Here is a 26,248-nt window from a genome sequence, read left to right on the forward strand (position 1 = left end):
CCCGCGGGGCGTCACGCCCTCGACGGGCGCTCCGAGGGACCTCGACCGAACGACTCCAGCGCCGCGCGGTACGCGGCGGCGTCGCTCCGCACCTCATCGGTGACCAGGAGCGCGTGCGGTCCGATCTGCCGGACGTACGTCCCCCGGCAGGGCAGCGTCACCACCCTTGCGAGGCCGCGCCGCCACGCGTCGGCCAGGGTGGCGACGTCGCGGCGTTCGGGGCTGTCCGCGATCGTCGTGAGGTGCGTCGCGAGATGTGCCTCGGAACCGCGCCGCTCCCACGCGCGGTACGCCGCATCATCGGACACCTCCACCCCGAACGCGTCCCGCGCTGTGGGCCCGACGATCCGCCCGAGCAGCGTCTCCCGTTCGGCGGGACTCAGCGTCGTGGCGACGGCGCGGTCGAGCAGCGCCGGGTCGGGGTCGGTCGCGGCGTGCGCGACCGCGTCGCCCCAGATGCGGGGCCAGCCCTCCGTCCAGCGCGCCCGGGTCTCCTCGTCCACGCGCCGCGCGGCCGCCGCCGGTCGATCGACCAGCGGCGGCGGGAGCGCGTCATCGGTGGGAACCAGCCCGTGCGCCTCGCGGATCCAGAGGAGCTCCAGCAGCGTGTGCGGACGGTCCTCGACGGTGAGGGTCATGTCGTGCGGCCACGGGTTCCCGGGCATCGGTCTCGTCGAGCGCATGCTCACGCGATCGCATCGTCGTCCCGCGGGCGCGGCACCGTGGCGCCGTGCGCGGGGATGAGCCCGAAGTCCGTCAGCAGCTCTCCCATCTGCGTGTTGTCGAGCTTGTCAAGGAGACGCCCCTGGAGGAAGTTCGGGCCGGGGATGTGGACGGCCTCGCCGTCGCGCAGCCGCGCGGTCGCCTTGAGGAGGTAGCGGATGTCGTAGGTCGAGTTGAAGACCTCCGGCACGCCGCGTTCCACGTCGAGCAGCTGATACGTGGCCTCCATCGCCGTGCGCACGGAGTACTCGGTGGTGAAGATCGTGTCGCGCGTCGTCTCGGCGAACTGTCCGAGGAAGGCGAAGTTGACGCTTCCCTCCGGGACCACCTGCGGACGGTCGCCGGCCCGGCGCGGCATGAAGAAGGAGGTCACGTACGGCATCATCACCGGGACCGTCTTGGCCGCCGACGCGGCGAGCTCGGCGATGTCCTCCACCGGCACACCGAGGTGATAGAGCCACTCCTGCGCGATCTCCTCGCCCGTGCACTCCTGCATCGGCTTCTTGACGTAGTCGCCCGGCGTCTCGACGAAGAGTCCGTACACCCAGACCACGATCTCGTTCGGCTTCTGCGCCTTGAAGTGCGGTTGCCGGTTCACCGTCCAGCTCATCAGCCAGGCCGAGTCCTTGGCGGTGACGATCCCGCCCGTGACGACCTTGCCGCTGAAGGGGTCGCGCTTGCAGATCTTCTCGATGTACTTCGGGATGCGCTCGTCGACGGTGGTGACCGTGGCGGATTCCCACTTCGTCTTGTCGATGTCGCTGCAGAACACCTCCGGCCGCCCGAACGCGGGCGACTTCGCGGCGATCCGCTTCCAGAGGTCCCAGGCCGGGGCCGGGCCGGTCTTCAGCTCCGGAGCGGTGTGCTGGTCGCCGTTGCCGGAGTTCTCCGTCAGCGACCCGATCGTCGCCAGACACAGGTCGTCCGGACCGAGGTCGACGCCGCCGGGCTCGCCGTCGGCGATCCAGTCGATGCGCGTCGCCTGGATGCGACCGTCCTCGATGTCGAACTGGATGTCGGTCACGGTGTGATGGAACCGGAACTGCACGCCGTGGTCGTCGAGGAACTTCCGCATCGGCAGCACGAGCGACTCGTACTGGTTGTACTTCGTGAACTTCAACGCGGAGAGGTCGGGCAACCCGCCGATGTGGTGCATGAAGCGGTGCAGATACAGCTTCATCTCCAGCGCCGAGTGCCACTCCTCGAACGCGAACATGGTCCGCCAGTACAGCCAGAAGTTGCTGCCGAGGAAGTCGTCGCCGAACACCTCGTCGATCCGCTTGCCCTCCATCTCCTCGCGGGTGGCGAGGATGACGGCGACGATCTCCTTCTGCGCCTTCTCCGAGAGGGTGAAGAGCTTGTCCGTATGCGCGTCCTGCCCCTGCTTCTCGGTCACCCGGCACAGGGAGACGTTGGGGTCGTCCTTGTTGAGCCAGTAGAACTCGTCGAGCACGCTGGCACCCTCGATCTCCAACGACGGGATGGAGCGGAACATGTCCCACAGGCACTCCATGTGATCTTCCAGCTCCCGGCCGCCGCGGATGACGAATCCCTTCTCGGGGTACTTGATCCCGTCCAGCGCGCCGCCGGGCAGCCCCAGCTCCTCGAGGATCGTGATCCGCTCCCCCGCGACCTGCCCGTCGCGGATCATGAAGATCGCGGCCGCCATCGCGGCGAGACCGCCGCCGACCAGCCAGACCGTCTTGTCGTCGGCCCCCTCCGGCTTCCGGGGTCGTGCGAATGCTTCGTAGTTCCCATTGCTGCGGTACATCTGTCCCACCCTCCGATTGGTCGACACCGATGCGCACAGTCCAGCCGAAACCGATGCGGAAAGGAAGGGCTTCCTCCGCGAGCGGCCGGGGCTCGCCCTCGCCGAGTCGCGTGATCGCTAGGATCGCGGGGTGACTCAGATCCCTCCGTTGCCCCGTCGCCGAGCCTTCGGATGCGGAGTCGCCTCCGCCGCCGTGGCGGTCGTCGGGATCCTGCCGACCGCGATCGTCTTCGTCCTGGCGGGGACGGCGGACCCGAACTACGGATGGCTGGTGTTCCTCACGCTGCCGCTCGCGGTCCTCTTCGGTGGCATCGCCCTCCTCCTCGGCGTGATCGGGCTCGTCTTCGCCCGCGCCGACGGCGGAGGGTATGCGTGGCCCGCCGTCGGAGCCGTGCTCGGCGTCCTGGCGCTCCTTCCCGCCGCCGCGTTCCTGTGGGGCGGCTGATCTCGTGCGCCAGAACCCGCCCGCCAACAGACTGATGCTCGCGATAGCTGCCGCAGTGGCGGCGTTCTTCGTCTGGGGCGCACTCGTGCGCCCCCTGCTGGACGGCGAGCCGCCCGTCGCGACCTCGCTCGTGTTCGGCGCTGGGGTGACACTCGCCGGTCTGATCATCTGGATCGTGCTCGGACGCATCCGACGACTGCAGCGCGCCCAGCGGCGAGCGCTGCGGGAGCGTGAGCCGCAGGCACGGATCTTCGGCTCCTACGCCCTCAACGGCGTGGCCGCGTACCTCTCGCGCACGATCCCCCTTCTCGGACTCGGCGCCGCACCGCGCGGCCTGCTCACGGCGAGCCCCACCGGGGTCATCGAGCCCTCGGGCTTTCGGCTGGTCCGCGGCGGAGCGCGTCTCCTCACGGCCTACGGCGTTCCCCGGGACCGGATCCAGGGCGTGACGAGGGGCGGCATCCAGGAGGGCGCCTTCCTCTATCCGACCCTGGTGATCGTGGTCTCGCAGGATGCGGGACAGGTCGCGATCCCGGTCCCGGTGACCAGGGACGACGCGCCGCTTCGCCGAGAGTCACCGGCCGGCATGGATCGCCTCATCTCCGATGCGGCACGGATCTGGGGCGTCCCTGTGCTCGGGGACGGCGACTGACGCGAGCGACTCCGCGACCGGAATCGACGCGCGAGCGCGGGTGACTGATGCGTAAATCGACAGCGTGGTGGTTGATTGCAGCGATGACCGCCGTCTCGCTCATCACTCTCGGCCTCGTCATGACCTACCGTTTTTCGACTCCGCTCGTCGATCCTGCTCCGCCGACGCCGGACTACGGGGTCCAGGCGCTCGTCGCCGGCGTGACGATGGCGGCAGCGACGGCGGGTGGCCTCGGCGCGGGCGTGTACGCGACGAAACGCGAGGTCGCCCGAGGCCGCATCGTCGGCTGGACCGCCGCCGCGATGCTCGCGGGCACCGTTTTGGGAGCGGTTCTGGCCTTCGTCCTGAGCGCACGCTGAGGTCTACCCGATAGCCGCCGGAAGGAAGAGACCCGCGACCCGGGTCATTGCGATGATCTTCGACCTTCCATGAAGGAGGGGAAGTCGGAAGCACCGAGGCCGTCCGGCGCAAAGAACGACTGAACAAAACTCCGGGCCGCTCGTTCCAGCTGCTCGGCTGTGAGATTGCTACCTCCGAGCGAGAAACCGTACGTACCGTCTTCGGGCCCGTTGGTCCACGTGAAATGGTAGGCGTGCACCCCATCTGAAGGTCCTGATTCGCGTACGTCGAACATCTCCCCGCTGACATCCAGAACCGTGTTCACATCCGCCACGCTACTGCGCAGCACAGCGCCACAGAATAGTCTTGCGAATCGCGGCGAGCGCGACCGCGATGACGGTCGTCATCTCTCTCCTGCGAAGGAGGCCGGCCTACGTCATGCTCGGTCTGCGGCGGATGGATCTTCAAGGGGCGATGGGTATGCTCACGCCATGGAACCCGCTCCGATAGCCGACCACACTCCGGAGAAGGGTTCGACGCGGCGCCGCAGGATCCGAGTCGGCCTGACCGTCGCCGCAGCTCTCCTCATCGTGTTCTACCTCGCACGGCTGGGCTGGCTGTTCATGATGGCGGACGAGGGCGACACTCCTCCCCTGTCAGCCGTGCCCCTCCCTGCCGGCGCGCAGGTGGTCGGCCAGAGCGAAGGCTGCGGAAGCGGCGGCTGCTCGGTGACGTTCACCGTTCGCCCACCCGACGGCATGACCCCGGAACAACTCGCCGCGGAGATGGGGGCGACGCCGCAACTGTCGGTGCCTGGGAACCTGTGGGATCCGCGCACTGTGTGGGTGTCCGCGCGGCCGTCAGCGGGCACCTTGAAGCTCGTCGCCGACTACACATCGGGCGAGTACGTGCCGTAGCCCGACCGTTCCGTCTGAGCGCTGACAGCGGACGACCGGACCGCGATCGTCAGGCTCACGGTGGGTCACCCGACGGCGCCTCCGGCCAGCCCGAGGGTCGGGTCGGCCGGAGTCGGACGCATTACTCTGCTTGCGTCCCGCCGCGCAGGACTCAGAAGTCCCAGTCGTCGTCTTCCGTGGCCTCGGCCTTGCCGATGACGTAGGAGGAGCCCGAGCCGGAGAAGAAGTCGTGGTTCTCGTCCGCGTTCGGGGAGAGCGCCGACAGGATCGCCGGGTTCACGTTGGTGACGCTGGAGGGGAACATCGCCTCGTAGCCCAGGTTCATGAGGGCCTTGTTGGCGTTGTAGTGCAGGAACTTCTTGACGTCCTCGGTCAGCCCGACGCCGTCGTAGAGGTCCTGCGTGTACTGCACCTCGTTGTCGTAGAGCTCGTAGAGCAGCGAGAACGTGTAGTCCTTGAGCTCGTCCTTGCGCGCCTGGTCGGCCGTCTCGAGTCCGCGCTGGAACTTGTAGCCGATGTAGTACCCGTGCACGGCCTCGTCGCGGATGATGAGGCGGATGAGGTCGGCCGTGTTCGTCAGCTTCGCCTTCGAGGACCAGTAGATCGGGAGGTAGAAGCCCGAGTAGAACAGGAAAGACTCCAGCAGCGTCGAGGCGACCTTGCGCTTGAGCGGGTCGTCTCCCTGGTAGTAGTCCATGATGATCTGCGCCTTCTTCTGAAGGTTCACATTCTCCGTGGACCAGCGGAACGCCTCGTCGATCTCCTTCGTCGACGCGAGCGTCGAGAAGATCGAGGAGTAGCTCTTCGCGTGCACCGACTCCATGAACGCGATGTTCGTGTAGACGGCCTCCTCGTGAGGCGTGATCGCGTCGGGGATCAGCGACACCGCGCCGACGGTGCCCTGGATCGTGTCGAGGAGCGTGAGCCCGGTGAACACCCGCATGGTGAGCAGCTGCTCGTCGGGGGTGAGCGTGTTCCACGACTGCACGTCGTTCGACAGCGGCACCTTCTCCGGCAGCCAGAAGTTGTTCACCAGACGGTTCCAGACCTCGAGGTCCTTGTCGTCCTGGATGCGGTTCCAGTTGATCGCCTGCACGCTGGAGACCAGCTTGAGCGGGGAGTGAGGAGTCATTCTTGTCCTAGTTCCTGGGTCACTGAGCCTGTCGAAGTGTCAGAGCATGCACGAGACGCACTCGGTCATGTCGGTGCCCTCGAGCGCCAGCTGACGCAGACGGATGTAGTAGATCGTCTTGATGCCCTTGCGCCATGCGTAGATCTGGGCCTTGTTGATGTCACGCGTGGTGGCGGTGTCCTTGAAGAACAGCGTCAGCGACAGGCCCTGGTCGACGTGCTGCGTGGCCGCGGCGTAGGTGTCGATGACCTTCTCGTAGCCGATCTCGTACGCGTCCTGGTAGTACTCCAGGTTGTCGTTCGTCATGAACGCCGCCGGGTAGTAGACGCGACCGAGCTTGCCTTCCTTGCGGATCTCGATCTTCGAGGCGATCGGGTGGATCGAGGAGGTCGAGTTGTTGATGTAGGAGATCGAGCCCGTCGGCGGCACGGCCTGCAGGTTCTGGTTGTAGATGCCGTGCTCCTGGATCGACGCCTTGAGCTGGACCCAGTCCTCCTGCGTCGGGATGTGCTTGCCCGCGAAGAGCTCCTTGACCTTCTCGGTCTCCGGGACCCAGGCGCGGTCGATGTACTTGTCGAAGAACTCGCCGGACGCGTAGGTCGAGTCGGCGAATCCGTCGAACGCCGTGCCGCGCTCGATCGCGAGCTGGTTCGAGGCGCGCAGCGCGTGGAACAGCACGGTGTAGAAGTAGATGTTCGTGAAGTCGACACCCTCCTCCGAGCCGTAGAAGACGTGCTCGCGGGCGAGGTAGCCGTGCAGGTTCATCTGACCCAGGCCGATCGCGTGCGACCGGTCGTTGCCGTCCTCGATCGAGCGGACCGAGCGGATGTGGCTCTGGTCGCTGACCGCGGTGAGCGCGCGGATCGCGGTCTCGACCGTCTGGCCGAGGTCGTCGGCGTCCATCGACAGCGCGATGTTCATCGAGCCGAGGTTGCAGGAGATGTCCTTGCCGATCTCCTTGTACGACAGGTCGTCGTTGTAGGTGGTCGGCGTGTTCACCTGCAGGATCTCGCTGCAGAGGTTCGACATGTTGATGCGCCCCTTGATGGGGTTGGCCTTGTTGACCGTGTCCTCGAACATGACGTACGGGTAGCCGGACTCGAACTGGATCTCGGCGACGGTCTGGAAGAACTCGCGGGCGTTGATCTTGGTCTTCTTGATGCGCGGGTCGTCGACCATCTCGCGGTACTTCTCGGTGACCGAGATGTCGCCGAACGGGACGCCGTAGACCTTCTCCACGTCGTACGGCGAGAACAGGTACATGTCCTCGTCGTTCTTGGCGAGCTCGAACGTGATGTCCGGCACCACGACACCGAGCGACAGCGTCTTGATGCGGATCTTCTCGTCCGCGTTCTCGCGCTTCGTGTCGAGGAAGCGCATGATGTCGGGGTGGTGGGCGTTGAGGTACACCGCACCGGCACCCTGACGCGCGCCGAGCTGGTTGGCGTAGCTGAAGCTGTCTTCGAGGAGCTTCATGACGGGGATGATGCCCGAGGACTGGTTCTCGATCTGCTTGATCGGGGCGCCCGCCTCGCGGATGTTCGACAGCAGCAGGGCCACGCCGCCGCCGCGCTTCGAGAGCTGCAGGGCGGAGTTGATGCCGCGGGCGATCGACTCCATGTTGTCCTCGATGCGCAGCAGGAAGCAGCTGACGAGCTCGCCGCGCTGGGCCTTGCCCGCGTTGAGGAAGGTCGGGGTGGCCGGCTGGAAGCGACCGGAGATGATCTCCTCGACGAGGTTCACGGCGAGCTTCTCGTCGCCGTCGGCCAGGGCGAGCGCGGTCATCACGACGCGGTCCTCGAAGCGCTCGAGGTAGCGCTTGCCGTCGAACGTCTTCAGCGTGTAGCTCGTGTAGTACTTGAAGGCACCCAGGAACGTCTCGAAGCGGAACTTCTTCGAGTAGGCGAGGTCGTTGAGCTTCTGCACGAAGTCGAACGAGTACTTCTCGATGACGGCGCCCTCGTAGTACTCCTTCTCCACGAGGTAGTCCAAGCGCTCCTTGAGCGAGTGGAAGAACACCGTGTTCTGGTTCACGTGCTGCAGGAAGTACTCCCGCGCGGCGCGCTTGTCGGCGTCGAACTGGATCTTCCCGTTCGCGTCGTACAGGTTCAGCATCGCGTTGAGCGCGTGGTAGTCCAGGCCCTCGTACGCGGGGTTCACCTTGAATGCCACTGTCTCGGTCACTGAAGATTCCACCGTCGTTCCAATCCGTCGCTCACGCGATCCACGTCGTCCTGTGTGCCGAAGATCTCGAGCCGATACAAGTGAGGCACGTGGCACTTGCGGCTGATGATGTCGCCGGCGAGGCAGAACGCGTCGCCGAAGTTGGTGTTGCCCGCGGAGATGACCCCGCGGATGTGGCGCCGGTTGCGCTCGTCGTTGAGGAACCGGATCACCTGCTTGGGCACGGCCCCCTTCTCGACCCCGCGCCCGACGCCCCCGCCGTAGGTGGGGGTGACCAGCACGAAGGGCTCGTCGACGACGAGGTCCTCTTCGTTCCGGTGGAGGGGGATGCGTCGGGCGGGAAGCCCGAGCTTCTCGATGAAGCGCGCGGTGTTACCCGACACGCTCGAGAAGTAGACCAGGAGCGGCGCTGCGGTCGCGACTAGGTGCATGATTCACCCCGGTCCCTGAGCGACGCCGAAGGCTCACGCCAGGCGGGACGCGAGCTCGTCGATCTTGTCGGGACGGAAGCCCGACCAGTGGTCCTCGTCCGTGACGACGACCGGCGCCTGCATGTAGCCGAGCGCCTTGACCTGCTCCAGGGCCGTCGGGTCCTCCGACAGGTCGTGGATCTCGTACTCGATGCCCTTGGCATCCAGGGCACGGTAGGTCGCGTTGCACTGGACGCAGGAAGGCTTGGTGTACACCGTGATCGACATCTGAACCCCTCAAATCTCTGGTTTCTCCGGCAGACCTCCGCCGGGATCTCAATACTACATATAGGGACGGACATTCGGTGCGACCACAAGGGGTAGTAGTTACATCCGTGTAGTTTTTCCACCGCTCTCTACAGATACAACACAGGTTGTCCACCGTTTCTTCCACAGGCGGACCCCCTCTCCCGGGGTCGTCGACCCGCGGGAAATCGCGGCTGGGAGGAGCCTGTGAGAGATCCATCCACAGGGGGCACCCTAGGAGGGGCTTCCGACATCCCCAGGCCTGTGGAATTCGCCCGTCGGCGTGTCCACGGCGTGTCGCGGCGTGTCGGTCACCGGCCCGTCCCTCCGACGTCGCCGCCGCCCGGTACCGTTGTCGAGTGGCGGGCTATCGGGATCTTCTTCGCACGCCGGGAGTGGGCCGCATGATCGCCGCCCAGCTCACCGCGCGCTTCCCCAACGGGATGATGTCCTTGGCGATCCTGCTGCACGTCGAGCAGCAGACCGGATCGTACGGATCGGCGGGCCTCGTGCTCGCCGCGACCAGCGTCGGCCAGGCGGTCGCCGGCCCCATCACCAGCCGGTGGATGGGCGCCTGGGGCATGCGGCGGGTGCTGACCCTCACCCTGTCCGTCTGCGTGATCGCCGTGCTCGGTCTCGGGCTGCTGCCGCTCTCCGTCCCCGGCTACATGGCTCTCGGCATGATCGCCGGCCTGTCGACCCCGCCCGTGCAGGCGGCCGTCCGCACGATCTACCCCAAGCTCGTGAATGCCGGCCAGCTCACGCCGCTGTTCTCCCTCGACGCGTCCCTGCAGGAGATCATCTGGGTGCTGGCCCCGGTGGTCATCACCCTCGTCTCCACCCAGGTCGGCACCATGGAGGGTCTGCTCCTGGTGGCGATCGTCCTCGTCGCCGGCGGCGCGTGGTTCATCCTCTCCCCCGAGGTCGGCCGCGTGCGCATCCCCCGCAGCCGCAATGCGCTGGGCAAGGTCGTCCTCAAGCCGCCCGTGCTCCTCGCGACGGTCATCGGCTTCCTCCTCATCGGCGCCTGCTCGGCGGTCGAGGTCGGCGTGGTCGCGACGTTCGAACACGGCAGCCTCGCGGCGGGCCTCATCCTCGCCGTCTTCTCCGCCGGCAGCCTGGCCGGCGGTCTCGCCTTCGGCCACATCCCGATCGGCCCGTGGGCCATGGCGCGCCGCCTGCTCATCGTCACCGTGGGCCTGGCCCTCACGATGGTGATGCTCAACGTCTTCTGGCTGGGCGGCACGCTCATCCTCGCCGGCATCGGCATCGCTCCCGCCCTCGCGGTGCTGTTCGCCATCACCACGGCCAGCGTGAAGTTCAGCGAGACCGCCGAGGCCTTCGGCTGGGCGGGCACCGGACAGCTCATCGGCGCCGCAGCCGGATCGGCGGTCGCCGGCTTCCTCGTCGACGTCGCCGACTGGCGCGGCGCCTACCTGGCCGCCACCATCTTCGCGGGCGTCGGACTGCTCGTCTCGATCGTGTTCGTGCGCTCCTTCCCCGATCTGCGTCACCGCGACGCGAGCCCCCATCCCGACACCGAGCCCCTGGCGGTCACCCCCTCATGAGCCCCTCCGTCCCGTCCTCCTCCCCCGCGATCGTGTGCGTCGGCGAGTCGATGGCGCTGATCACGCCCACCGGCGCCGACCTCGCGTCCGCCGACACGGCGTCGATCACGCACGCGGGCGCGGAGGCGAACGTCGCGGTCGGCGTGGCGGCCGCGGGCCACCGCGCCGTCTGGGCCTCCCGCCTCGGCGACGATCCCCTCGGCCGACGTCTCACCGCCGAGCTGGAACGGCGTCGCGTCGAGTTGTGGACCGAGCTCGACGCCGAGGCACCGACCGGTGTGATGTTCAAGGATCCCGGCGTGGAGTCGTCGGCCGTCTACTACTACCGCCGCGGCTCGGCCGCCTCGCGCATGGCACCGGGGTTCCTGTCCCCCGCGCAGCTCGCCGGCGTGCGCATCGTGCACACCACGGGCATCACCCCGGCGCTGTCCGCGACGTGCCTGGCGATGGTCGACCAGCTCTTCGCCGACGCGCGCACCGCCGGAGCCGTCGTCTCGTTCGATGTCAACGACCGCCGGGCGCTGTGGAGTCCGGAGGAGGCGGCCGCCACGCTGGCTCGTCTGGCCGACGCCGCCGACATCGCCTTCGTCGGCCGCGACGAGGCCGAGCGCATCTGGGGCACCGCCACGGCAGCGGAGATCCGCGCCCACCTCCCGCACTGCGGTCTCCTCGTCGTCAAGGACGGCGACGTCGGCGCGACGGCGTTCGCGGGCGACGCGGATCCGGTGTTCGTTCCCGCGCCGGTGGTCGACGTCGTCGAGCCCGTCGGTGCCGGCGACGCCTTCGCGTCCGGGTTCCTCGCCGCGACGCTCGACGGCGCCGACCTCGAGACCCGCCTGGCCGCCGGACACGAGGCCGCCGCGCGGGTGCTCCGCATCGCGGCCGACCTGCCGCCCCTGGAGCCCGCGCGCTGACGCCGCCCGCCACGCCCCGGCGCGGTCGTAGGCTGGTGCCATGCCCGCTCCCGTCACCCTCCCCCGCCTGAGCTGGGGCGATGTCGCTGCGCCGCGACGCGCCCTCCTCGTGCACGGTCTGGGATCGTCCGGCGCGCTCATGTGGCGGCTCGGCGACGCCCTCGCAGCGGCCGGCTGGCACGCGACGGCGGTGGACCTGCGCGGCCACGGAGACGCCCCGCGCACGCTCGACTACTCCGTCGCAGCGTACGCCGCGGACCTCGCCGCCACGCGCCCTCCCGGTGCGGGCGCCTGGGATGCCGTCGTCGGACACTCGCTCGGCGGCGCCGCCGGGACGGTGGCCGCCGCGGACGACGCGGACTGGACACGACGCCTCGTCCTCATCGATCCCGCGATCCATGTCGTCCAGCAGGACGCGGCCGACGTCCGCCGCAGCCAGGAACGCGCCTTCGCCGACAACCGCCTCGACGCGGTGCGGCAGGAGCACCCGCACTGGCACCCGCAGGACCAGGAGCTCAAGGTCGACGCCGTCCGGCGGGCGAGCGCGTGGGCGGTCGAGCAGACGAGCGCACAGAACCAGCCGTGGGACGTCCGTGCGCACGCGGCCCGCCTGACCGTGCCCACGCACGTGATCGGCGGCGATCCCGCCGTCTCCAGCATCTTCACCGGGGTCCTCGCCGACGAGGTGCTCGCGAGCAACCCCCGAATCTCCCTGTCGGTCGTGGCCGGCGCCGGTCACTCGGTGCATCGCGACCGCCCGGAGGAATCCATCCGACAGCTCCTGGAGGCTCTGGCATGACCGACTTCGACCCGTCGGCGTATCTCCCCGACGACCTGCTCGACCGCATCCGCGAGCGCGCGCCCCTCCACGACAGGGAGAACACCTTCCCCCAGGCCGACCTCGACGAGCTCCGCGCGGCCGGCTACCTGTCGATCCTCGTGCCGCGGGAGCGCGGCGGCGCGGGACTCGGCCTCGAGCAGGCCGCCCTCCTCCAGCAGCGGCTCGCGGGCGCCGCGCCGGCAACCGCCCTGGCGATCAACATGCACCTCGTCTGGACCGGCGTCGCCAAGGTCTTCGCGGACCGCGGGGTCCCCGGTCTCGAGTTCGTGCAGGACGGCGCCGTGGCCGGCGAGGTCTTCGCGTTCGGGATCAGCGAGGGCGGCAACGACCTCGTGCTGTTCGGGAGCGACACGGCGGCGGTGCCGGACGGCGCCGGGGGTTACGCCTTCACCGGCACCAAGATCTTCACCTCGCTCGCCCCGGTGTGGACGAAGCTCGGCCTGCACGGGCTCGACACCACGAGCCCGGACGCGCCGAAGCTCGTGTTCGCCTTCGTCGACCGCACGTCCGCGGTCACCACCGCCGACGACTGGGACACCCTCGGCATGCGCGGCACCCAGAGCCGGACCACGCGCCTCAACGGGGCCGTCGCGGAGGCGGCGCACGTCGTGCGGCGGATCGACCCCGGCCCGAGCCCCGACCCGATCGTCTTCGGCATCTTCGCGGTCTTCGAGATCCTCCTCGCCTCCGTCTACACCGGAATCGCCCGGCGGGCCCTCGAGCTGGCCGTGGCGACGGCCCATCGGCGTCGCTCCAAGAAGAGCGGCGCCGCGTACAGCCAGGATCCGGACATCCGCTGGCGGATCGCCGACATGGCCCTCGCCTACGACGCCCTCCCTCCGCAGATCGCCGTACTCGCCCGCGATGTCGACGAGCGCGCGGACCGCGGCGCGGGCTGGTTCCCCGCGCTCTCGGGCGTCAAGCATCGCGCGGTGACGATGGCCAAGCACGTCGTCGACGAGGCCATGCTGGTGGCCGGCGGCGGCTCGTACTTCAGCGCCAACGAGCTCTCCCGGCTGTATCGCGACGTCCTCGCCGGCGCGTTCCATCCCTCCGACCCGGAGTCGGCGCACGCCACCGCGGCGAGCGCCTGGCTGGGCCCGATCGAGGCCTGAGCGGGCGCACGCACACCCCGTTGTCCACGACCGTCCGCGGTGCCAAGATCACACCATGGCACCGTCGAAGAAGGACCATACCCTCGACGCGATCTCCAAGACCATCGTCGAGATGCTGCAGGAGGACGGGCGGCGCTCGTACTCCGAGATCGGCCGGATCGTCGGCCTGAGCGAGGCCGCCGTCCGGCAGCGCGTGCAGCGGCTCACCGAGTCCGGAGTGATGCAGATCGTCGCGGTGACCGATCCCATGCAGCTCGGCTTCCACCGGCAGGCGATGGTCGGGGTCAAGGTCGCCGGGGACGCCCGAGGCGTGGCCGAGGCGATCGCCGACATCGACGAGGTCGACTACGTCGTGATCACGGTCGGATCGTTCGACGTGCTCGTCGAGGCGGTGTGCGAGGACGACGACCATCTGCTGGCCCTCGTCAACGATCGCATCCGGCCGATCCCGGGCGTGGTGTCGACCGAGACCTTCATCTACGCGAAGCTCCAGAAGCAGCAGTTCGCCTGGGGCACGCGCTGACGGTCGGTCTCAGCGCGGCCGCGTCTCCTCGCGACGGCGGGCGAGGAGGGCGAGGTGCAGGGCGGCGAGGGTCTCCCCGTCGTCCAGATCCGCGCCGAGCAGGTCGCCGATGAGCGCGAGGCGCTGATAGAACACCGAGCGCGAGAGATGGCTCGCGGCCGCCGCCGCGGAGCGGTTGCCGGGGTGCGCGACGAGGGCGGCGAGGACCGCGAGCAGGTCTCCGCGGCGATCCCGGTCGTGACGGACGAGCGGCTCCAGCATCTGCTCGCTGTGCGCCTGGAGCCGCCGGTCGTCGCGCAGAGCGGATACGAGGCGTTCGAGGGGCCGGTCGGCGACGCGGCGGACCGCCGGCACGTCGCCCCCGGACGGCCGTGCGGCGAGGTCGAGCGCGGCGCGGATCGAGGCCAGGAGGCCGCGGACGCCTTCGGCGCTCGGTCCGACGGTCACGGGCGCGCCGTCCGAGAGGTGCGCGAGGACGGCATCGGTCAGCGCGTCGGATCCGGCGGCCAGGAGCAGGACCAGGTCCGCTCCCCGCCGGGCCCCCACCGCGGACAGCCCCGCCGCACGCGCGCGGGCGACGAGCGTCCCCGCGTCCTCGTCCGTGCGGAAGACGAGGCCGGAGACGGTCCCGCCCGAGAGGTCGAGCCCGAGTCTCCGGAGCCGGACCTCGACGTCTTCCTCGCGGGCGAACCGCGCACCGAGAAGATCCTCGACGAGGCTGCGATGGGCGAGCACGGTCCACGCCCCCTCGCCATCAGCGAGGCAGCCGAAGGCGAGGGCCGTCGCTCCCAGCTCCAGGACCGTGGACCGACCGGCGGGGTGCGGCGGACCCTCCGCCGCGATGAGCCAGCCCCAGCGCACACCGCGCGCCTGCACGGGCACCCGATCGCCGCCCCGCTCCGCCTGGCGGAGGGCCTCACCGACCGCGGCGCGGAGCGCTTCGACCGCCACGACCTCCCCCGCCGGATTCTCGAGGTGGACCGGGGCGTCGAGCGCGCGGGCGACCTCGGACACGATGAGGTCGGCCGGCGCGCCGCGGAGGCTGAGGGTGGTGAAGAGGTCGTGCAGGCGCTGACGCTCGCGGAGCGCCACGGTCTGGGCCTCGATCAGCGCGCGGTGCACGGCCTCGGTCACCGCGACGAACTTGACCTCCACCCCGAGCGCGATCAGGGCGAGGCCCGAGGCGGCACAGGCCTCGACGACCGCGACCGGGACGCGGGGCATCCGCGGGCCGAGTTCGACGACGATGCCGCACACCCCCACCGCCGCCAGCTCCGCCACGAGCACGCGCAGCGCTGCGGGGTTCGTCGGCCAGGCCGCGCCGGTCGTGAGCAGCAGCTCGCCGCCGTCGAGCAGGCGGGTGACGGCGGCGCTGTCCGAGGCGTGGACCCACCGCACCCCGGCGTCGAGCGCCGGGCCCCCGACGAGGACGGTCGGCGCCCCCGCCTGCACCGCGGGAAGCGCGAGCACGTCCCCGACACGCAGCACCGAAGGCGATCGATCCGGACGATCTGTCCGATCCACCGAGAAGTCCTGACGCTCTGCCACTCCGCACGCGCTCCGTTTCCTGTCAGCATGGGCCGAACCCCAGCGTAGCGACCCTCGGTCAGAGTGTGCGAGACGCGATCCCCTCTGCGAAGGAGCACCCGTGGACATCGTCCGTCACGTCATCAACGGCACCGAGACCGCCGAGGCGGCGCGCCGCGGCCCCGTCTTCGACCCGGCGACAGGTGCCGTCACGAAAGAGGTCGCACTGGCCTCGGCCCCCGAGGTCGACGCCGCGGTGGCCGCCGCTGCTGCCGCCCTGCCGGCGTGGCGGGAGACGAGCCTCATCAAACGCGCCGACGTCTTCTTCCGGCTCCGTCAGCTCCTCAAGGAACGGACGGACGAGCTCGCCGCCATCGTCACGTCCGAGCACGGGAAGGTCCTGTCCGACGCGGCCGGCGAGGTGTCCCGGGGCATCGAGAACGTCGAGTTCGCCGCGGGGCTCGTGCACCTGCTCAAGGGCGAGCGCAGCGAGCAGGTCGCCCGCGGGGTCGACGTGCACTCCGTGAAGCAGCCGGTCGGCGTGGTCGCGGCCATCACCCCGTTCAACTTCCCGGTCATGGTGCCGCTGTGGATGGTCGCCTCCGCCATCGCGTGCGGCAACACCGTCGTCCTCAAGCCCAGCGAGAAGGATCCGTCCGCGGCGGTCTGGCTCGCACGGCTGTTCCGCGAGGCCGGTCTCCCGGACGGCGTCCTCAACGTCGTGCACGGCGACCGGGAGGCCGTCGACGCGCTCCTCGGCTCCCCGCAGGTGCAGGCGGTGAGCTTCGTCGGGTCGACCCCGATCGCCCGCTCGATCTACGGACGGGCGTCCGCCGCCGGGAAGCGGGTGCAGGCGCTCGGCGGCGCGAAGAACCACATGGTCGTAATGCCCGACGCCGACATCGACGCGGCCGCCGACGCCGCCGTCTCCGCGGCCTACGGCTCCGCGGGCGAACGCTGCATGGCGGTGTCCGTGCTCGTGGCGGTGGGCGACATCGCCGACGACCTCGTCGCCGCGGTCGCCCGCCGCATCGACGGCCTCTCGATCGGCCCCGGCACGGACCCGGCGAGCGAGATGGGGCCCCTCATCACCGCGGAGCACCGTGACCGGGTCGCCTCCTACGTCACGGAAGCTCCCGGCGAGGGCGCCACGGTCGTCGTCGACGGCACCACCAAGCCGTTCGACGGCGACGGCTTCTTCCTCGGGGTGAGCCTGATCGACGACGTCACACCCGGCATGCGCGTCTACGACGACGAGATCTTCGGCCCGGTCCTGTCCGTCGTGCGCGTGGGCTCCTACGCGGAGGCGGTCGCGCTCGTCAACGCGAACGCCTACGGCAACGGGACCGCGATCTTCACGCGCGACGGCGGGACGGCGCGGCAGTACGAGTTCGACATCGAGGTCGGCATGGTCGGCGTCAACGTCCCGATCCCGGTGCCCATCGGCGCATACTCGTTCGGCGGGTGGAAGGACTCGCTCTTCGGCGACGCGCACATCTACGGCCCGGAGTCGGTGCACTTCTACACGCGGTCAAAGGTCGTGACGACGCGGTGGCCCGACCACACCCCGTCGCAGATCGACCTCGGCTTCCCGAGCAACCACTGACGAGGAGCGATCACGATGACGACCTTCACCGACCGCCACGGACTCACCTTCCCGCTCCCCGCCTCGGACGCCGAGGCGCAGGTGCGCGCCGACGACCGCGCCCATGTCTTCCACTCCTGGAGCGCGCAGGCGCTGATCGACCCGCTGCCGGTCGCCACCGGTCGGGGCTCGACGTTCTGGGACTACGAGGGCACCGCCTACCTCGACTTCTCCAGCCAGCTGGTGAACCTCAACCTCGGGCACCAGCACCCGGACCTCGTCGCCGCGATCCAGCAGCAGGCCGGGCGGCTCGCGACCATCCAGCCGTCGATGGCCAACGATGTGCGCGGGGAGCTCGCCCGTCTCATCGCCGAGGTCGCTCCCGACGGGTTCGAGAAGGTGTTCTTCACGAATGGCGGCGCGGAGGCGAACGAGTACGCGGTGCGCATGGCCCGGCAGGCCACGGGCCGCCGGAAGGTGCTGTCGATGTACCGCAGCTACCACGGCTCGACCGCGACCGCGATCTCCCTCACCGGCGACCCGCGCCGCTGGGCGAACGACGTCACGGACACCGGGGCCGTGCGGTTCTTCGGACCGTACCTCTACCGCTCCCCGTTCCACAGCGAGACGACCGAGCAGGAGACGGAGCGCGCCCTCGCGCATCTGGAGCAGACCATCCAGCTCGAGGGACCGCAGACCATCGCCGCGATCATCGTCGAGACGGTCGTCGGCACCAACGGCGTGCTGCTTCCGCCGCCCGGCTATCTGCCCGGGGTACGCGCGCTCTGCGATCGCTACGGGATCGTCTTCATCGCGGACGAGGTGATGGTGGGATTCGGCCGGCTCGGCGAGTGGTTCGGGATCGATGCCTTCGAGGGCCGCCCCGACCTGATCACCTTCGCGAAGGGCGTGAACTCGGGCTACGTGCCCCTCGGCGGCGTCGTGATCTCCGACCGCATCGCGGCGGCCTTCGACACCGTCCCGTTCGCGGGCGGACTGACGTACTCCGGGCACCCTCTCGCCTGCGCGGCCGGTGTGGCCACGTTCGAGGTGTTCCGCCGCGACGGCATCCTGGAACGGGTGCGCGACCTCGGCGAGCGGGTCGTCGGTCCGACCCTGCGCTCGTGGGCGCAGTCGCATCCGAGCGTGGGCGAGGTGCGCGGTCGCGGGCTGTTCTGGGCGGTGGAGCTCGTGCGGGATCAGCAGACCAGGGAGCCGCTGGTGCCGTTCAACGCGAGCGGTGCCGACGCCGCCCCGATGACGGCGTTCGCCGCCGCCGCGAAGCGGGCAGGGGTCTGGCCCTTCACGCACTTCCACCGCGTGCACATCGCTCCGCCGCTGGTGATCGAGGAGGCGGAGATGGTGCGGGGTCTGGGGGCGATCGAGGAGGCGCTGGCGGTCGCCGACGGGTACGCGGTCGGCTGAGAGGCGTCCCCCGCCGGCCGCTACTTGCGGTCGAAGTCGAACGCCTTGAGGAGCTCGCTGACGGCCTTGTCGCGCTCCTCGCCGCCGTCCTCGAACATGTGGGTGACGTGCGTGCGCAGGTGGTTCTCCAGCAGCAAACGGTTGAGCGACTCGAGGGAGCGCTGGATCGCGCGGGACTGCGTGATGATGTCCATGCAGTACTCCTCGTTCTCGATCATCCGCGCGACGCCGCGCATCTGACCCTCGAGGATGCTGGTGCGGTGCAGGGCGCGCTTCTTGATGTCTTCGATCACGTATCGAGGCTACTCGCCCCGTGAAAGGATGACGTCATGCCGCGAACACCCACGACGCTGCTCTCCGTCGCCGACCAGGAGCGCCGGCGCGCGCTGCGGCGGATGAAGGCCGTCGCGCTCGGGGCGCTGATCTTCATGGCCCTCGCCTTCGTCGTCGCGTTCGCGTTCCAGGAGCGGGTCGGCGGGCTCGCGTACGTCCGCGCCGCGGCGGAGGGCGGCATGGTCGGCGCGCTGGCAGACTGGTTCGCGGTGACCGCGCTGTTCCGCCGTCCGCTCGGCCTGCCCATCCCGCACACTGCGATCATCCCGAACCGCAAGGACGAGATCGGCCGCACGCTGGGCGAGTTCGTGGAGACGAACTTCCTCGCCGCCGACGTCGTGCGCACCAAGCTCACCAGCACCGCGATCGCCCTCCGCGCCGGGGAGTGGCTTCGCGAGACCCCGCATGCCGAGCGCGTGGCGGCCGAGGGGGCGACGGTCGCGACGGCCGTGCTGAACGCACTGAGCGACGACGACGTGCGCGATCTCCTCGCCGACCTTGCGCGCGAGCATCTCGTCGCGCCGGAGTGGGGGCCGCCCGCCGGGGCGTGGCTGGAGAAGATCGTGGAGGCGGAGGCGCACCACGGTGCCGTCGACCTCGCGGTGGACAGCATCGGGCGATGGCTCGACGCCAACGCGGCCTCCTTCACCGGACTCGTCTCCCGGCGTCTCCCCGGATGGATGCCGAAGATCGCGCACCGCCTCATCGACGACACCGTGTACAACGAGGCGGTCAAGTTCGTCCGCGCCGTGCAGGCCGACCCGCGGCATCCGGCCCGCCTCGCGATCGACGGGTACCTGTCCCGCCTCGCGGACGCCCTGCAGAACGATCCCGCGACGCGCGAGAAGCTGGAGAACGCCAAGGCCGCGCTCTTCGACAGCCCGCGCGTCGGCGCCCTCGCCGCGGAGGCGTGGAACACCGCCAAGAACGGACTCCTCACCTCCCTCGCCGACCCGGAGAGCGGGCTGCGGCGCCGCGCCGTGCAGGCACTGCAGGAGGTCGGCGAGCGGCTCACGACCGACGCCGCCCTGCAGCGCCGCGTCGACACGTGGGTCTCCGATGCGGCTGTCTTCCTCGTCGACCGGTACCGGCACGACATCGCCTCGATCATCACCGACACCGTGGAGCGCTGGGATCCCGCCGAGACCACCGAGAAGATCGAGCTCATGGTCGGCCGCGATCTGCAGTACATCCGCCTCAACGGCACCGTCGTCGGCGCCCTCGCCGGCCTCGCGATCTTCACCGTCGCCCACGCCCTGATCCCGGGAGTCTGACATGGCGCTGTCCCACGATCCGCTCTGGCCGCGTGCCGGCGCCTGGCCCGCGTTCGAGGGCACGGCCGATGCGGTGCTCCTCGGCGTCCCGACCTGGCGCACCTCCCTGTCCCCGACCGGGGCGCACGCGACTCCGGCCGCGATCCGCGAGGCGCTCCCCCGATACGGCACGACGGTCCTCGGCCCACCGACGATCGATCTGGACGAGGTGCTCCGCATCGCCGACGCCGGGGACGTGCCGGAGCCGGACGGCGACGCGGGAGAAGCGCGGACGATCGAGCGGGTCCGGGAGCTGGCGGACGCCTCAGACCTCGTCATCGCCCTCGGCGGCGACAACTCCCTCACCTACCCGGTCGCGCTCGGCGCCCGGGCGACGGGCCTGATCACGTTCGACGCCCACTTCGACCTGCGCGACGGCGTCTCCAACGGCACCCCGGTGCGGCGGCTCGTCGAGGACGTCCCCACCGCGGCAGGCGTCCCGACGGCCCGCATCGACCCCACCCGGATCGTGCAGATCGGCCTCGCCGACTTCGCGAACTCCGCCGCCTACGCCCGCCGCGCGGCGGACTGGGGCATCCGGGTCATCACCCTCGACGACGTGCGCCGTCGCGGCATCGCCGACGTCGTGGCCGAGGCGGTCGAGGTCGCGGGCGCGGGCGACTCCGCCCGGGTACACCTCGACATCGACGTGGACGTCTGCGACCGCGCGGTCGCACCCGGCTGCCCAGCCAGCGTCCCCGGAGGCCTGGCGGCGTGGGAGCTGCGCGCCCTCACCCGTGGTGTCGCCGGCGATCCGCGGGTCGCGAGCGCCGACATCGCCGAGGTCGACGCGACCGCGGACGCCGAGGACGGTCGCACCGTGCGACTCGCTGCCCTCTGCGTGCTCGAGCTGCTCGCGGGCCTCGCGGCACGCTAGCCCCAGCGGACTCACACGACCGCGAGGCCGTTCTTCCAGACGCGCTGCACCAGCGGCACACCCGGGCGATACGCCAGATGCACGCGGGAGGGGGCGTCGAGCAGCACGAGGTCGGCGCGCGCGCCGGGGGCGATCCGGCCGATGTCGTCCCGCCGGAGTGCCCGCGCCCCGCCGGCGGTGGCGGCCCAGACCGCCTCCGCCGTGGTCATGCCCATGTCCCGCACGGCGATGGCGATGCAGAAGGCCATGGACGACGTGAAGCTGGACCCCGGGTTCGTGTCGCACGCCAGCGCGACCGTCACACCCGCGTCGAGGAGTCGGCGCGCATCCGGATAGGGCTGGCGCGTGGAGAACTCCACGCCGGGCAGCAGCGTGAGCACCGTGTCCGACGCGGCGAGCGCGGCGATGTCCGCGTCGGTGAGGTAGGTGCCGTGATCCACCGACGCCGCCCCCAGCTCGACCGCCATCCGCACGCCGTCGCCCGGACCGAGCTGGCTCGCATGCACCCGAGGAGCGAGACCCCGGGTGATGCCCGCCTCCAGGATCCGCCGTGACTGCGCCACCGTGAAGGCGCCGGTCTCGCAGAAGACATCGATCCACCGGGAGTGCGGGGCGCAGGCGTCGAGCATCGGCCCCACGACGAGGTCGACATAGGCATCGGGATCGTCGGCATACTCGACCGGGACCACGTGCGCACCGAGGAACGTGACCTCCGGCGTCACCTCGGCGGCGAGGCGCACGAGGCGCTCCTCCTCCGCGACGGCGAGACCGTAGCCGCTCTTGATCTCGACCGTGGTGGTTCCCTGCGTCCTCAGCTCCTCGACGAACCCGTGCAGTCGGGCGCGGAGCTCGTCGTCGGTCGCCGCCCGCGTCGCCTGCACCGTCGAGCGGATGCCGCCGGCGGCGTACGGCTGCCCCGCCATGCGCGCCTCGAACTCCGCCGCCCGATCGCCGCCGAAGACGAGGTGGCTGTGGCTGTCGACGAATCCGGGGATCACGGCCCGCCCCCCGGCGTCGACGACCTCATCGGCCGCGGGAGCCGCAGCGGACGAACCCACCCACGCGATCCGCGCGCCGTCGATCAGCACGGCTGCCTCGCGGAGCGTGCCGGCCGGGTCGCCCCCGGCGGCGACGTTGGTCGTCAGCTCCCCGATCCCGGAGATGAGCGTCGTCGTCACAGCATCGGCACCTTCAGTCCGCGGTCGCGCGCGACCTCCTTGGCGTGGTCGTACCCGGCGTCCACATGCCGCATGACACCGGTACCGGGGTCGTTCGTCAGCACCCGGGCGAGCTTCTCCGCCGCGAGGGCCGAACCGTCCGCCACCGTGACCTGCCCGGCGTGGATCGAGCGTCCGATCCCCACCCCGCCGCCGTGGTGCAGCGACACCCACGACGCCCCGGAGGCGGTGTTGAGGAGGGCGTTGAGCAGCGGCCAGTCGGCGATCGCGTCGGAACCGTCCTTCATCGCCTCGGTCTCCCGGTACGGCGATGCGACGGAGCCGGAGTCGAGGTGGTCGCGGCCGATGACGATCGGCGCGGACAGCTCTCCCGAGGCGACCATCTCGTTGAACTTCAGTCCGGCGAGGTGCCGCTCCTGGTAGCCCAGCCAGCAGATACGCGCCGGCAGGCCCTCGAAGTGGACGGCCGACCCCGCCTTGTCGAGCCAGCGGTGCAGGGCGGTGTCCTCGGGGAAGAGCTCGGCGATCGCGCGGTCCGTCTTGAAGATGTCCTCCGGGTCTCCTGACAGCGCCACCCAGCGGAACGGTCCTCGCCCTTCCTCGAACTGCGGGCGGATGTAGGCGGGGACGAATCCGGGGAACGCGAACGCCCGGTCGAAGCCGCCGAGCTGCGCCTCCGCGCGGATCGAGTTGCCGTAGTCGAAGACCGCCGCCCCCGCGTCCTGGAAGCCGACCATCGCGGCGACGTGGGCGGCCATCGACTCCCTCGACCGCCGGGTGAACTCCTCGGGATCGCGCGCGGCCTCCTCCTTCCAGCGGTCCACGTCGATGCCGATCGGCAGGTAGGCGAGCGGGTCGTGGGCGCTGGTCTGGTCGGTGACCACGTCGATCGGCACGCCCCGGCGCAGGAGCTCAGGGAAGATCTCCGCGGCATTGCCCACGACGCCGACCGAGAGGGCGTGACCGGCCTCCTTCGCCGCGACGACCCGGGCCACCGCCGCATCGAGGTCGGTGGTGTACTCGTCGAGGTACCGATGCTCCACACGGCGGGCCAGCCGCGTCTCGTCGACGTCCACGATCAGGACCGCGCCCTCGTTGAGGGTCACGGCGAGGGGCTGCGCCCCGCCCATCCCGCCCGCACCGGCCGTCAGTGTCAGCGTCCCCCGCAGGGAATCGCGCCCGAGCGAGCGGGCGACCGCGGCGAACGTCTCGTACGTCCCCTGCAGGATGCCCTGCGTGCCGATGTAGATCCAGGAGCCGGCGGTCATCTGGCCGTACATGGTCAGGCCCAGCTCCTCCAGACGGCGGAACTCCGGCCAGGTCGCCCAGTCGCCGACGAGGTTCGAGTTGGCGATGAGCACGCGCGGCGCCCACTCGTGGGTGCGGAACACGCCCACCGGCTTGCCGGACTGGACGAGCAGCGTCTCGTCCGGCTCCAACTCGTCGAGCGTGCGGACGATCGCCTCGTACGCCGCCCAGCTGCGTGCCGCCTTGCCCGTCCCGCCGTAGACCACGAGGTCTTCCGGGTGCTCGGCGACCTCGGGATCGAGGTTGTTCATGAGCATGCGCTTGGCCGCCTCGGCGCCCCAGCTCTTAGCGGTGCGCTCGGCACCGCGGGCTGCGCGTACCGTGCGCGCTGCGTTCTCCTCAGTCATGCATGTGCTCCTTTGCGACACGGGCGATGGCACCCGACTGGACGAGGGCGGTCACGGCTTCCATCTCGGGCGAGAGGTGGCGGTCGGGGCCGGGGCCCGCGGCGACCGTGCGGACGAGGTCGCGCACGGCTCCGGTCGCCGGGCCCGCCTCGAGCGGCGCGCGGAGATCCAGCGCGCGGGCGGCGGTGAGGATCTCGATCGCGAGGACGCGGGAGAGGCCGTCGATCGCCCGACGCAGCTTCCGCGCTGCGGCCCAGCCCATCGAGACGTGGTCCTCCTGCATCGCCGAGGAGGGGATGGAGTCGACCGAGGCGGGAACCGCGAGACGCTTGAGCTCCGAGACGATGCCGGCCGCCGCGTACTGCGCGATCATCAGCCCGGAATCGACCCCGACCTCCGCCGCGAGGAACGGCGGGAGCCCGTGACTGCGGGCCGGATCCAGCGCGCGGTCGGTGCGCCGCTCGGACACGGAGGCGACGTCGGCGATCGAGATCGCCAGGAAGTCGAGGACCGCCGCGACGGGCGCCCCGTGGAAGTTGCCGTTCGACTCGATGCGGCCGTCGAGGGTGATGATCGGGTTGTCGATGACGCTGGAGAGCTCGCGCTCCGCGATCATTTCGGCATACCCGAGCGTGTCGCGCGCGGCGCCGTGCACCTGCGGCGAGCAGCGCAGGGAGTACGCGTCCTGGACACGGCCGTCTTCCGGGCCCTTGTGGCTCGCGACCATCGGCGACCCGGCGAGCAGCGCCCGGAGGTGACCGGCGGATACCGCCTGCCCCGCCTGCGGACGCAGCGCCATGAGATCGGCGGCGAACACCGCATCGGTGCCGAGCTGCGACTCCACCGACATCGCCGCCGCCACATCCGCCGTCAGGAGCAGCGTCTCCAGGTCGTGGAGCGCGAGCACCAGCGTGCCGAGCATCCCGTCTGTGCCGTTGATGAGGGCGAGGCCCTCCTTCTCCACGAGCGTGAGCGGTGCGATGCCGGCGTCCGCGAGGGCGTCCGCCGCCGGAAAGAGCCGGCCCGCGCTGTCACGCACATCGCCCTCGCCCATGGCCGCGAGGGCGATGTGGGCAAGGGGCGCGAGATCCCCGGAACACCCCAGCGAGCCGTACTCGCGGACCACCGGCACGATGCCCGCGTTGAGCAGCGCGGCGTACGTCTCGACCACGACGGGGCGAACCCCGGTGCGGCCGGACGCGAGCGTCTGCAGGCGCAGCACCTGGAGCCCGCGTACGACCTCCCGCTCGACCTCGGCGCCGGTTCCCGCGGCGTGGGAGCGGATGAGACTCGCCTGCAACTGCAGTCGCCGTTCCGGAGCGATGAACGTCGTCGCCAACGCGCCGAAGCCCGTGGACACCCCGTAGTGCGGGTGCGGGTCCGCGGCGAGGCCGTCGATCACTCGCCGGGTCTCGGCGACCCTGGCCAGCGCCGCAGGGTCGACGACGACGGGCGCATCGTGACGGACGACGCGGACGACCTCCGCCGGGGAGAGAGGGGCGGCGCCGACGAGGACAGGGGCTGGATCGCTCATGTCTCGATTCCACACCCGCGGGGTCGACGCGCACACGGCTTCGTGGCAACCTGTGTCTGTGATCCCAGACATCTCCGAGACCGCTGACGCCCAGGTGCCTGCCGCGGCGCAGACCCTGCGCATCCTGAGCTACTTGGCGGGCCGGCCGGCGCCGGTGGCCGCGTCCGCGATCGCCCGCGAGCTGGCTCTTCCGCGATCGACGGTCTATCACCTGCTGCGCACGCTCGCCGCCCACGGCTTCGTGCTCCACCTCCGGGAGGAGCGCCGGTGGGGGCTCGGGACATCGGCGTTCGAGCTGGCGGGGGGCTATGCACGGCAGCAGCCGTTGGCGCGACTCGGCCGGCCGCTCATCGCCGCTCTCTCCGACCAGCTCGGGGAGAGCGCGCACCTGGCGGTCATGAGCGGCGGGGATGTGCTCTACATCGTCGAAGAGCGCGCGCCGCGGCGGCCCGCCCTGGTGACCGACGTCGGCGTGCGCCTCCCCGCGCACCTGACGGCGACCGGGCGGGCGATGCTCGCCGCTCTCCCCCGCGAACAGGTACGCGCGCTGTACCCGGCGGCGTCGGCATTCTCCGACCGCACCGGACGAGGTCCCCGCCACCCCGGGGAGCTGCGCGAACTCCTCCGGGACGTACGCTCTCGGGGGTATGCGACGGAGGACGGGGAGGTCGCGGAAGGTCTGCGTTCGGTGGGTGCCGTCGTGCGCGACGTCGCCGGCTGGCCGGTCGCCGCGGTCGCGGTCACCTGGGCCGACGCCGACGGTGCGGAGGTCGTACTCGCGAACGCGGTGCGCGCGACAGCGGCGACGCTCGAGGCGCGTCTCGCCCGCTGACGCGGCACCTGCGCGTTAACGCAAGAAGGCCACCCAGCATTGGGTGGCCTTCTTGACTAAAAGGAGTCCGGCGGTGTCCTACTCTCCCACAGGGTCCCCCCTGCAGTACCATCGGCGCTGTGAGGCTTAGCTTCCGGGTTCGGAATGTG

Annotated in this window: 25 protein-coding genes and 1 rRNA gene; 14 read left to right on the forward strand and 12 right to left on the reverse strand. The window is 70.4% G+C overall.

The annotated features are described in order from the left end of the window. Positions 1-11: 11 nt before the first annotated feature. The gene (locus AB0300_RS03100) at positions 12-665 is read right to left on the reverse strand and encodes a hypothetical protein (protein ID WP_366215442.1); all 654 of its coding nucleotides are present in this window, start codon (positions 663-665) and stop codon (positions 12-14) included. 20 nt (positions 666-685) lie between these two features. Next, complete coding sequence (locus AB0300_RS03105; protein ID WP_249521661.1) at positions 686-2,494, reverse strand: oleate hydratase; 1,809 nt, start codon at positions 2,492-2,494, stop codon at positions 686-688. A 130-nt stretch (positions 2,495-2,624) separates the two neighbouring features. Here AB0300_RS03105 and AB0300_RS03110 point away from each other — a divergent pair, with 130 nt between their 5' ends. The 4 genes from AB0300_RS03110 to AB0300_RS03125 all read left to right on the forward strand — a co-directional run bounded on the left by AB0300_RS03110 (position 2,625) and on the right by AB0300_RS03125 (position 4,847). Then, positions 2,625-2,939 (forward strand): hypothetical protein, encoded by a 315-nt coding sequence (locus AB0300_RS03110; RefSeq protein WP_366215443.1) that lies wholly within the window; start codon positions 2,625-2,627, stop codon positions 2,937-2,939. 34 nt (positions 2,940-2,973) lie between these two features. Continuing rightward, entirely contained in the window at positions 2,974-3,591 is a 618-nt protein-coding gene (locus AB0300_RS03115) for a hypothetical protein (protein ID WP_366215444.1), read from the forward strand. A gap of 83 nt (positions 3,592-3,674) precedes the next feature. Then, entirely contained in the window at positions 3,675-3,950 is a 276-nt protein-coding gene (locus AB0300_RS03120; RefSeq protein ID WP_025102568.1) for a hypothetical protein, read from the forward strand. Positions 3,951-4,421: 471 nt separating this feature from the next. Continuing rightward, positions 4,422-4,847: a hypothetical protein gene (locus tag AB0300_RS03125; protein WP_366215445.1), complete on the forward strand. Its 426-nt coding sequence runs from the start codon at positions 4,422-4,424 to the stop codon at positions 4,845-4,847. 151 nt (positions 4,848-4,998) lie between these two features. Here AB0300_RS03125 and nrdF read toward each other — a convergent pair whose 3' ends face one another. From nrdF to nrdH, 4 genes are read right to left on the reverse strand one after another with little or no spacing between them, the layout of a single operon-like run. Then, on the reverse strand, positions 4,999-5,979 hold the full coding sequence (gene nrdF / locus AB0300_RS03130; RefSeq protein WP_025102609.1) for a class 1b ribonucleoside-diphosphate reductase subunit beta: 981 nt from the start codon (positions 5,977-5,979) through the stop codon (positions 4,999-5,001). Positions 5,980-6,018: 39 nt separating this feature from the next. After that, positions 6,019-8,163: a class 1b ribonucleoside-diphosphate reductase subunit alpha gene (gene nrdE / locus AB0300_RS03135; protein WP_029989124.1), complete on the reverse strand. Its 2,145-nt coding sequence runs from the start codon at positions 8,161-8,163 to the stop codon at positions 6,019-6,021. Next, positions 8,160-8,594 (reverse strand): class Ib ribonucleoside-diphosphate reductase assembly flavoprotein NrdI, encoded by a 435-nt coding sequence (nrdI, locus tag AB0300_RS03140; RefSeq protein ID WP_303708742.1) that lies wholly within the window; start codon positions 8,592-8,594, stop codon positions 8,160-8,162. Before nrdI ends, nrdE begins: the two co-directional genes overlap by 4 nt. 33 nt (positions 8,595-8,627) lie before the next feature. Further along, a complete protein-coding gene (nrdH, locus tag AB0300_RS03145; protein WP_017202656.1) occupies positions 8,628-8,861 on the reverse strand; it encodes a glutaredoxin-like protein NrdH in 234 nt (77 codons plus the stop codon). Positions 8,862-9,283: 422 nt separating this feature from the next. On the opposite strand from nrdH, the gene AB0300_RS03150 reads away from it, so the two are divergent. The 5 genes from AB0300_RS03150 to AB0300_RS03170 are packed head-to-tail and all read left to right on the forward strand — an operon-like array spanning position 9,284 to position 13,840. Next, positions 9,284-10,447, forward strand: coding sequence for an MFS transporter (locus AB0300_RS03150; RefSeq protein WP_338566739.1), 1,164 nt, complete (start codon positions 9,284-9,286; stop codon positions 10,445-10,447). Continuing rightward, a complete protein-coding gene (locus AB0300_RS03155; RefSeq protein ID WP_338566740.1) occupies positions 10,444-11,361 on the forward strand; it encodes a sugar kinase in 918 nt (305 codons plus the stop codon). Before AB0300_RS03150 ends, AB0300_RS03155 begins: the two co-directional genes overlap by 4 nt. 40 nt (positions 11,362-11,401) lie before the next feature. Next, complete coding sequence (locus AB0300_RS03160) at positions 11,402-12,160, forward strand: alpha/beta hydrolase (protein WP_338566741.1); 759 nt, start codon at positions 11,402-11,404, stop codon at positions 12,158-12,160. Next, positions 12,157-13,317, forward strand: coding sequence for an acyl-CoA dehydrogenase family protein (locus tag AB0300_RS03165; RefSeq protein WP_366215446.1), 1,161 nt, complete (start codon positions 12,157-12,159; stop codon positions 13,315-13,317). The genes AB0300_RS03160 and AB0300_RS03165 overlap by 4 nt, the downstream gene beginning before the upstream one ends. A 55-nt stretch (positions 13,318-13,372) precedes the next feature. Then, on the forward strand, positions 13,373-13,840 hold the full coding sequence (locus tag AB0300_RS03170; RefSeq protein WP_025102615.1) for an Lrp/AsnC family transcriptional regulator: 468 nt from the start codon (positions 13,373-13,375) through the stop codon (positions 13,838-13,840). Between the two features lie 9 nt (positions 13,841-13,849). Here AB0300_RS03170 and AB0300_RS03175 read toward each other — a convergent pair whose 3' ends face one another. Then, entirely contained in the window at positions 13,850-15,328 is a 1,479-nt protein-coding gene (locus tag AB0300_RS03175) for a PucR family transcriptional regulator ligand-binding domain-containing protein (RefSeq protein WP_366215447.1), read from the reverse strand. Between the two features lie 160 nt (positions 15,329-15,488). Between AB0300_RS03175 and AB0300_RS03180 the strand changes: the two genes are divergently transcribed. Together AB0300_RS03180 and AB0300_RS03185 are read left to right on the forward strand one after the other, a co-directional pair. After that, complete coding sequence (locus AB0300_RS03180) at positions 15,489-16,973, forward strand: CoA-acylating methylmalonate-semialdehyde dehydrogenase (protein WP_366215448.1); 1,485 nt, start codon at positions 15,489-15,491, stop codon at positions 16,971-16,973. A gap of 15 nt (positions 16,974-16,988) precedes the next feature. Continuing rightward, positions 16,989-18,377, forward strand: coding sequence for an aspartate aminotransferase family protein (locus AB0300_RS03185; protein ID WP_366215449.1), 1,389 nt, complete (start codon positions 16,989-16,991; stop codon positions 18,375-18,377). 20 nt (positions 18,378-18,397) lie between these two features. Here AB0300_RS03185 and AB0300_RS03190 read toward each other — a convergent pair whose 3' ends face one another. Beyond that, entirely contained in the window at positions 18,398-18,670 is a 273-nt protein-coding gene (locus AB0300_RS03190; protein ID WP_366215450.1) for a metal-sensitive transcriptional regulator, read from the reverse strand. Between the two features lie 36 nt (positions 18,671-18,706). Here AB0300_RS03190 and AB0300_RS03195 point away from each other — a divergent pair, with 36 nt between their 5' ends. Together AB0300_RS03195 and AB0300_RS03200 are read left to right on the forward strand one after the other, a co-directional pair. After that, positions 18,707-19,984, forward strand: a complete 1,278-nt coding sequence (locus AB0300_RS03195; protein ID WP_085605453.1) for a DUF445 domain-containing protein — start codon at positions 18,707-18,709, stop codon at positions 19,982-19,984. 1 nt (position 19,985) lies between these two features. After that, entirely contained in the window at positions 19,986-20,900 is a 915-nt protein-coding gene (locus AB0300_RS03200; RefSeq protein ID WP_366215451.1) for an agmatinase family protein, read from the forward strand. An 11-nt stretch (positions 20,901-20,911) separates the two neighbouring features. On the opposite strand, the gene hutI is transcribed toward AB0300_RS03200, so the two are convergent. From hutI to hutH, 3 genes are read right to left on the reverse strand one after another with little or no spacing between them, the layout of a single operon-like run. Next, positions 20,912-22,078, reverse strand: a complete 1,167-nt coding sequence (gene hutI, locus AB0300_RS03205; RefSeq protein ID WP_366215452.1) for an imidazolonepropionase — start codon at positions 22,076-22,078, stop codon at positions 20,912-20,914. Further along, complete coding sequence (hutU, locus tag AB0300_RS03210) at positions 22,075-23,733, reverse strand: urocanate hydratase (RefSeq protein WP_366215453.1); 1,659 nt, start codon at positions 23,731-23,733, stop codon at positions 22,075-22,077. Before hutU ends, hutI begins: the two co-directional genes overlap by 4 nt. Continuing rightward, complete coding sequence (gene hutH, locus AB0300_RS03215; protein ID WP_366215454.1) at positions 23,726-25,267, reverse strand: histidine ammonia-lyase; 1,542 nt, start codon at positions 25,265-25,267, stop codon at positions 23,726-23,728. The genes hutU and hutH overlap by 8 nt, the downstream gene beginning before the upstream one ends. A gap of 94 nt (positions 25,268-25,361) precedes the next feature. Between hutH and AB0300_RS03220 the strand changes: the two genes are divergently transcribed. Beyond that, positions 25,362-26,099 (forward strand): IclR family transcriptional regulator, encoded by a 738-nt coding sequence (locus tag AB0300_RS03220; protein ID WP_303708906.1) that lies wholly within the window; start codon positions 25,362-25,364, stop codon positions 26,097-26,099. 65 nt (positions 26,100-26,164) lie between these two features. Here AB0300_RS03220 and rrf read toward each other — a convergent pair. Continuing rightward, a 5S ribosomal RNA gene (gene rrf, locus AB0300_RS03225) occupies positions 26,165-26,248 on the reverse strand; the annotation flags it as partial.

The organism is Microbacterium sp. NPDC078814 (assembly GCF_040702645.1).
Taxonomy (GTDB): Bacteria; Actinomycetota; Actinomycetes; order Actinomycetales; family Microbacteriaceae; genus Microbacterium.

Coding starts and splice junctions, on each gene's coding strand:
- AB0300_RS03100 (WP_366215442.1), bottom strand. CDS start 665: ATGCCCGGGAACCCGTGGCCGCACGACATGACCCTCACCGTCGAGGAC.
- AB0300_RS03105 (WP_249521661.1), bottom strand. CDS start 2,494: ATGTACCGCAGCAATGGGAACTACGAAGCATTCGCACGACCCCGGAAG.
- AB0300_RS03115 (WP_366215444.1), top strand. CDS start 2,974: ATGCTCGCGATAGCTGCCGCAGTGGCGGCGTTCTTCGTCTGGGGCGCA.
- AB0300_RS03120 (WP_025102568.1), top strand. CDS start 3,675: ATGACCGCCGTCTCGCTCATCACTCTCGGCCTCGTCATGACCTACCGT.
- AB0300_RS03125 (WP_366215445.1), top strand. CDS start 4,422: ATGGAACCCGCTCCGATAGCCGACCACACTCCGGAGAAGGGTTCGACG.
- nrdF (WP_025102609.1), bottom strand. CDS start 5,979: ATGACTCCTCACTCCCCGCTCAAGCTGGTCTCCAGCGTGCAGGCGATC.
- nrdI (WP_303708742.1), bottom strand. CDS start 8,594: ATGCACCTAGTCGCGACCGCAGCGCCGCTCCTGGTCTACTTCTCGAGC.
- nrdH (WP_017202656.1), bottom strand. CDS start 8,861: ATGTCGATCACGGTGTACACCAAGCCTTCCTGCGTCCAGTGCAACGCG.
- AB0300_RS03150 (WP_338566739.1), top strand. CDS start 9,284: ATGATCGCCGCCCAGCTCACCGCGCGCTTCCCCAACGGGATGATGTCC.
- AB0300_RS03155 (WP_338566740.1), top strand. CDS start 10,444: ATGAGCCCCTCCGTCCCGTCCTCCTCCCCCGCGATCGTGTGCGTCGGC.
- AB0300_RS03160 (WP_338566741.1), top strand. CDS start 11,402: ATGCCCGCTCCCGTCACCCTCCCCCGCCTGAGCTGGGGCGATGTCGCT.
- AB0300_RS03165 (WP_366215446.1), top strand. CDS start 12,157: ATGACCGACTTCGACCCGTCGGCGTATCTCCCCGACGACCTGCTCGAC.
- AB0300_RS03170 (WP_025102615.1), top strand. CDS start 13,373: ATGGCACCGTCGAAGAAGGACCATACCCTCGACGCGATCTCCAAGACC.
- AB0300_RS03185 (WP_366215449.1), top strand. CDS start 16,989: ATGACGACCTTCACCGACCGCCACGGACTCACCTTCCCGCTCCCCGCC.
- AB0300_RS03195 (WP_085605453.1), top strand. CDS start 18,707: ATGCCGCGAACACCCACGACGCTGCTCTCCGTCGCCGACCAGGAGCGC.
- AB0300_RS03200 (WP_366215451.1), top strand. CDS start 19,986: ATGGCGCTGTCCCACGATCCGCTCTGGCCGCGTGCCGGCGCCTGGCCC.
- hutU (WP_366215453.1), bottom strand. CDS start 23,733: ATGACTGAGGAGAACGCAGCGCGCACGGTACGCGCAGCCCGCGGTGCC.
- hutH (WP_366215454.1), bottom strand. CDS start 25,267: ATGAGCGATCCAGCCCCTGTCCTCGTCGGCGCCGCCCCTCTCTCCCCG.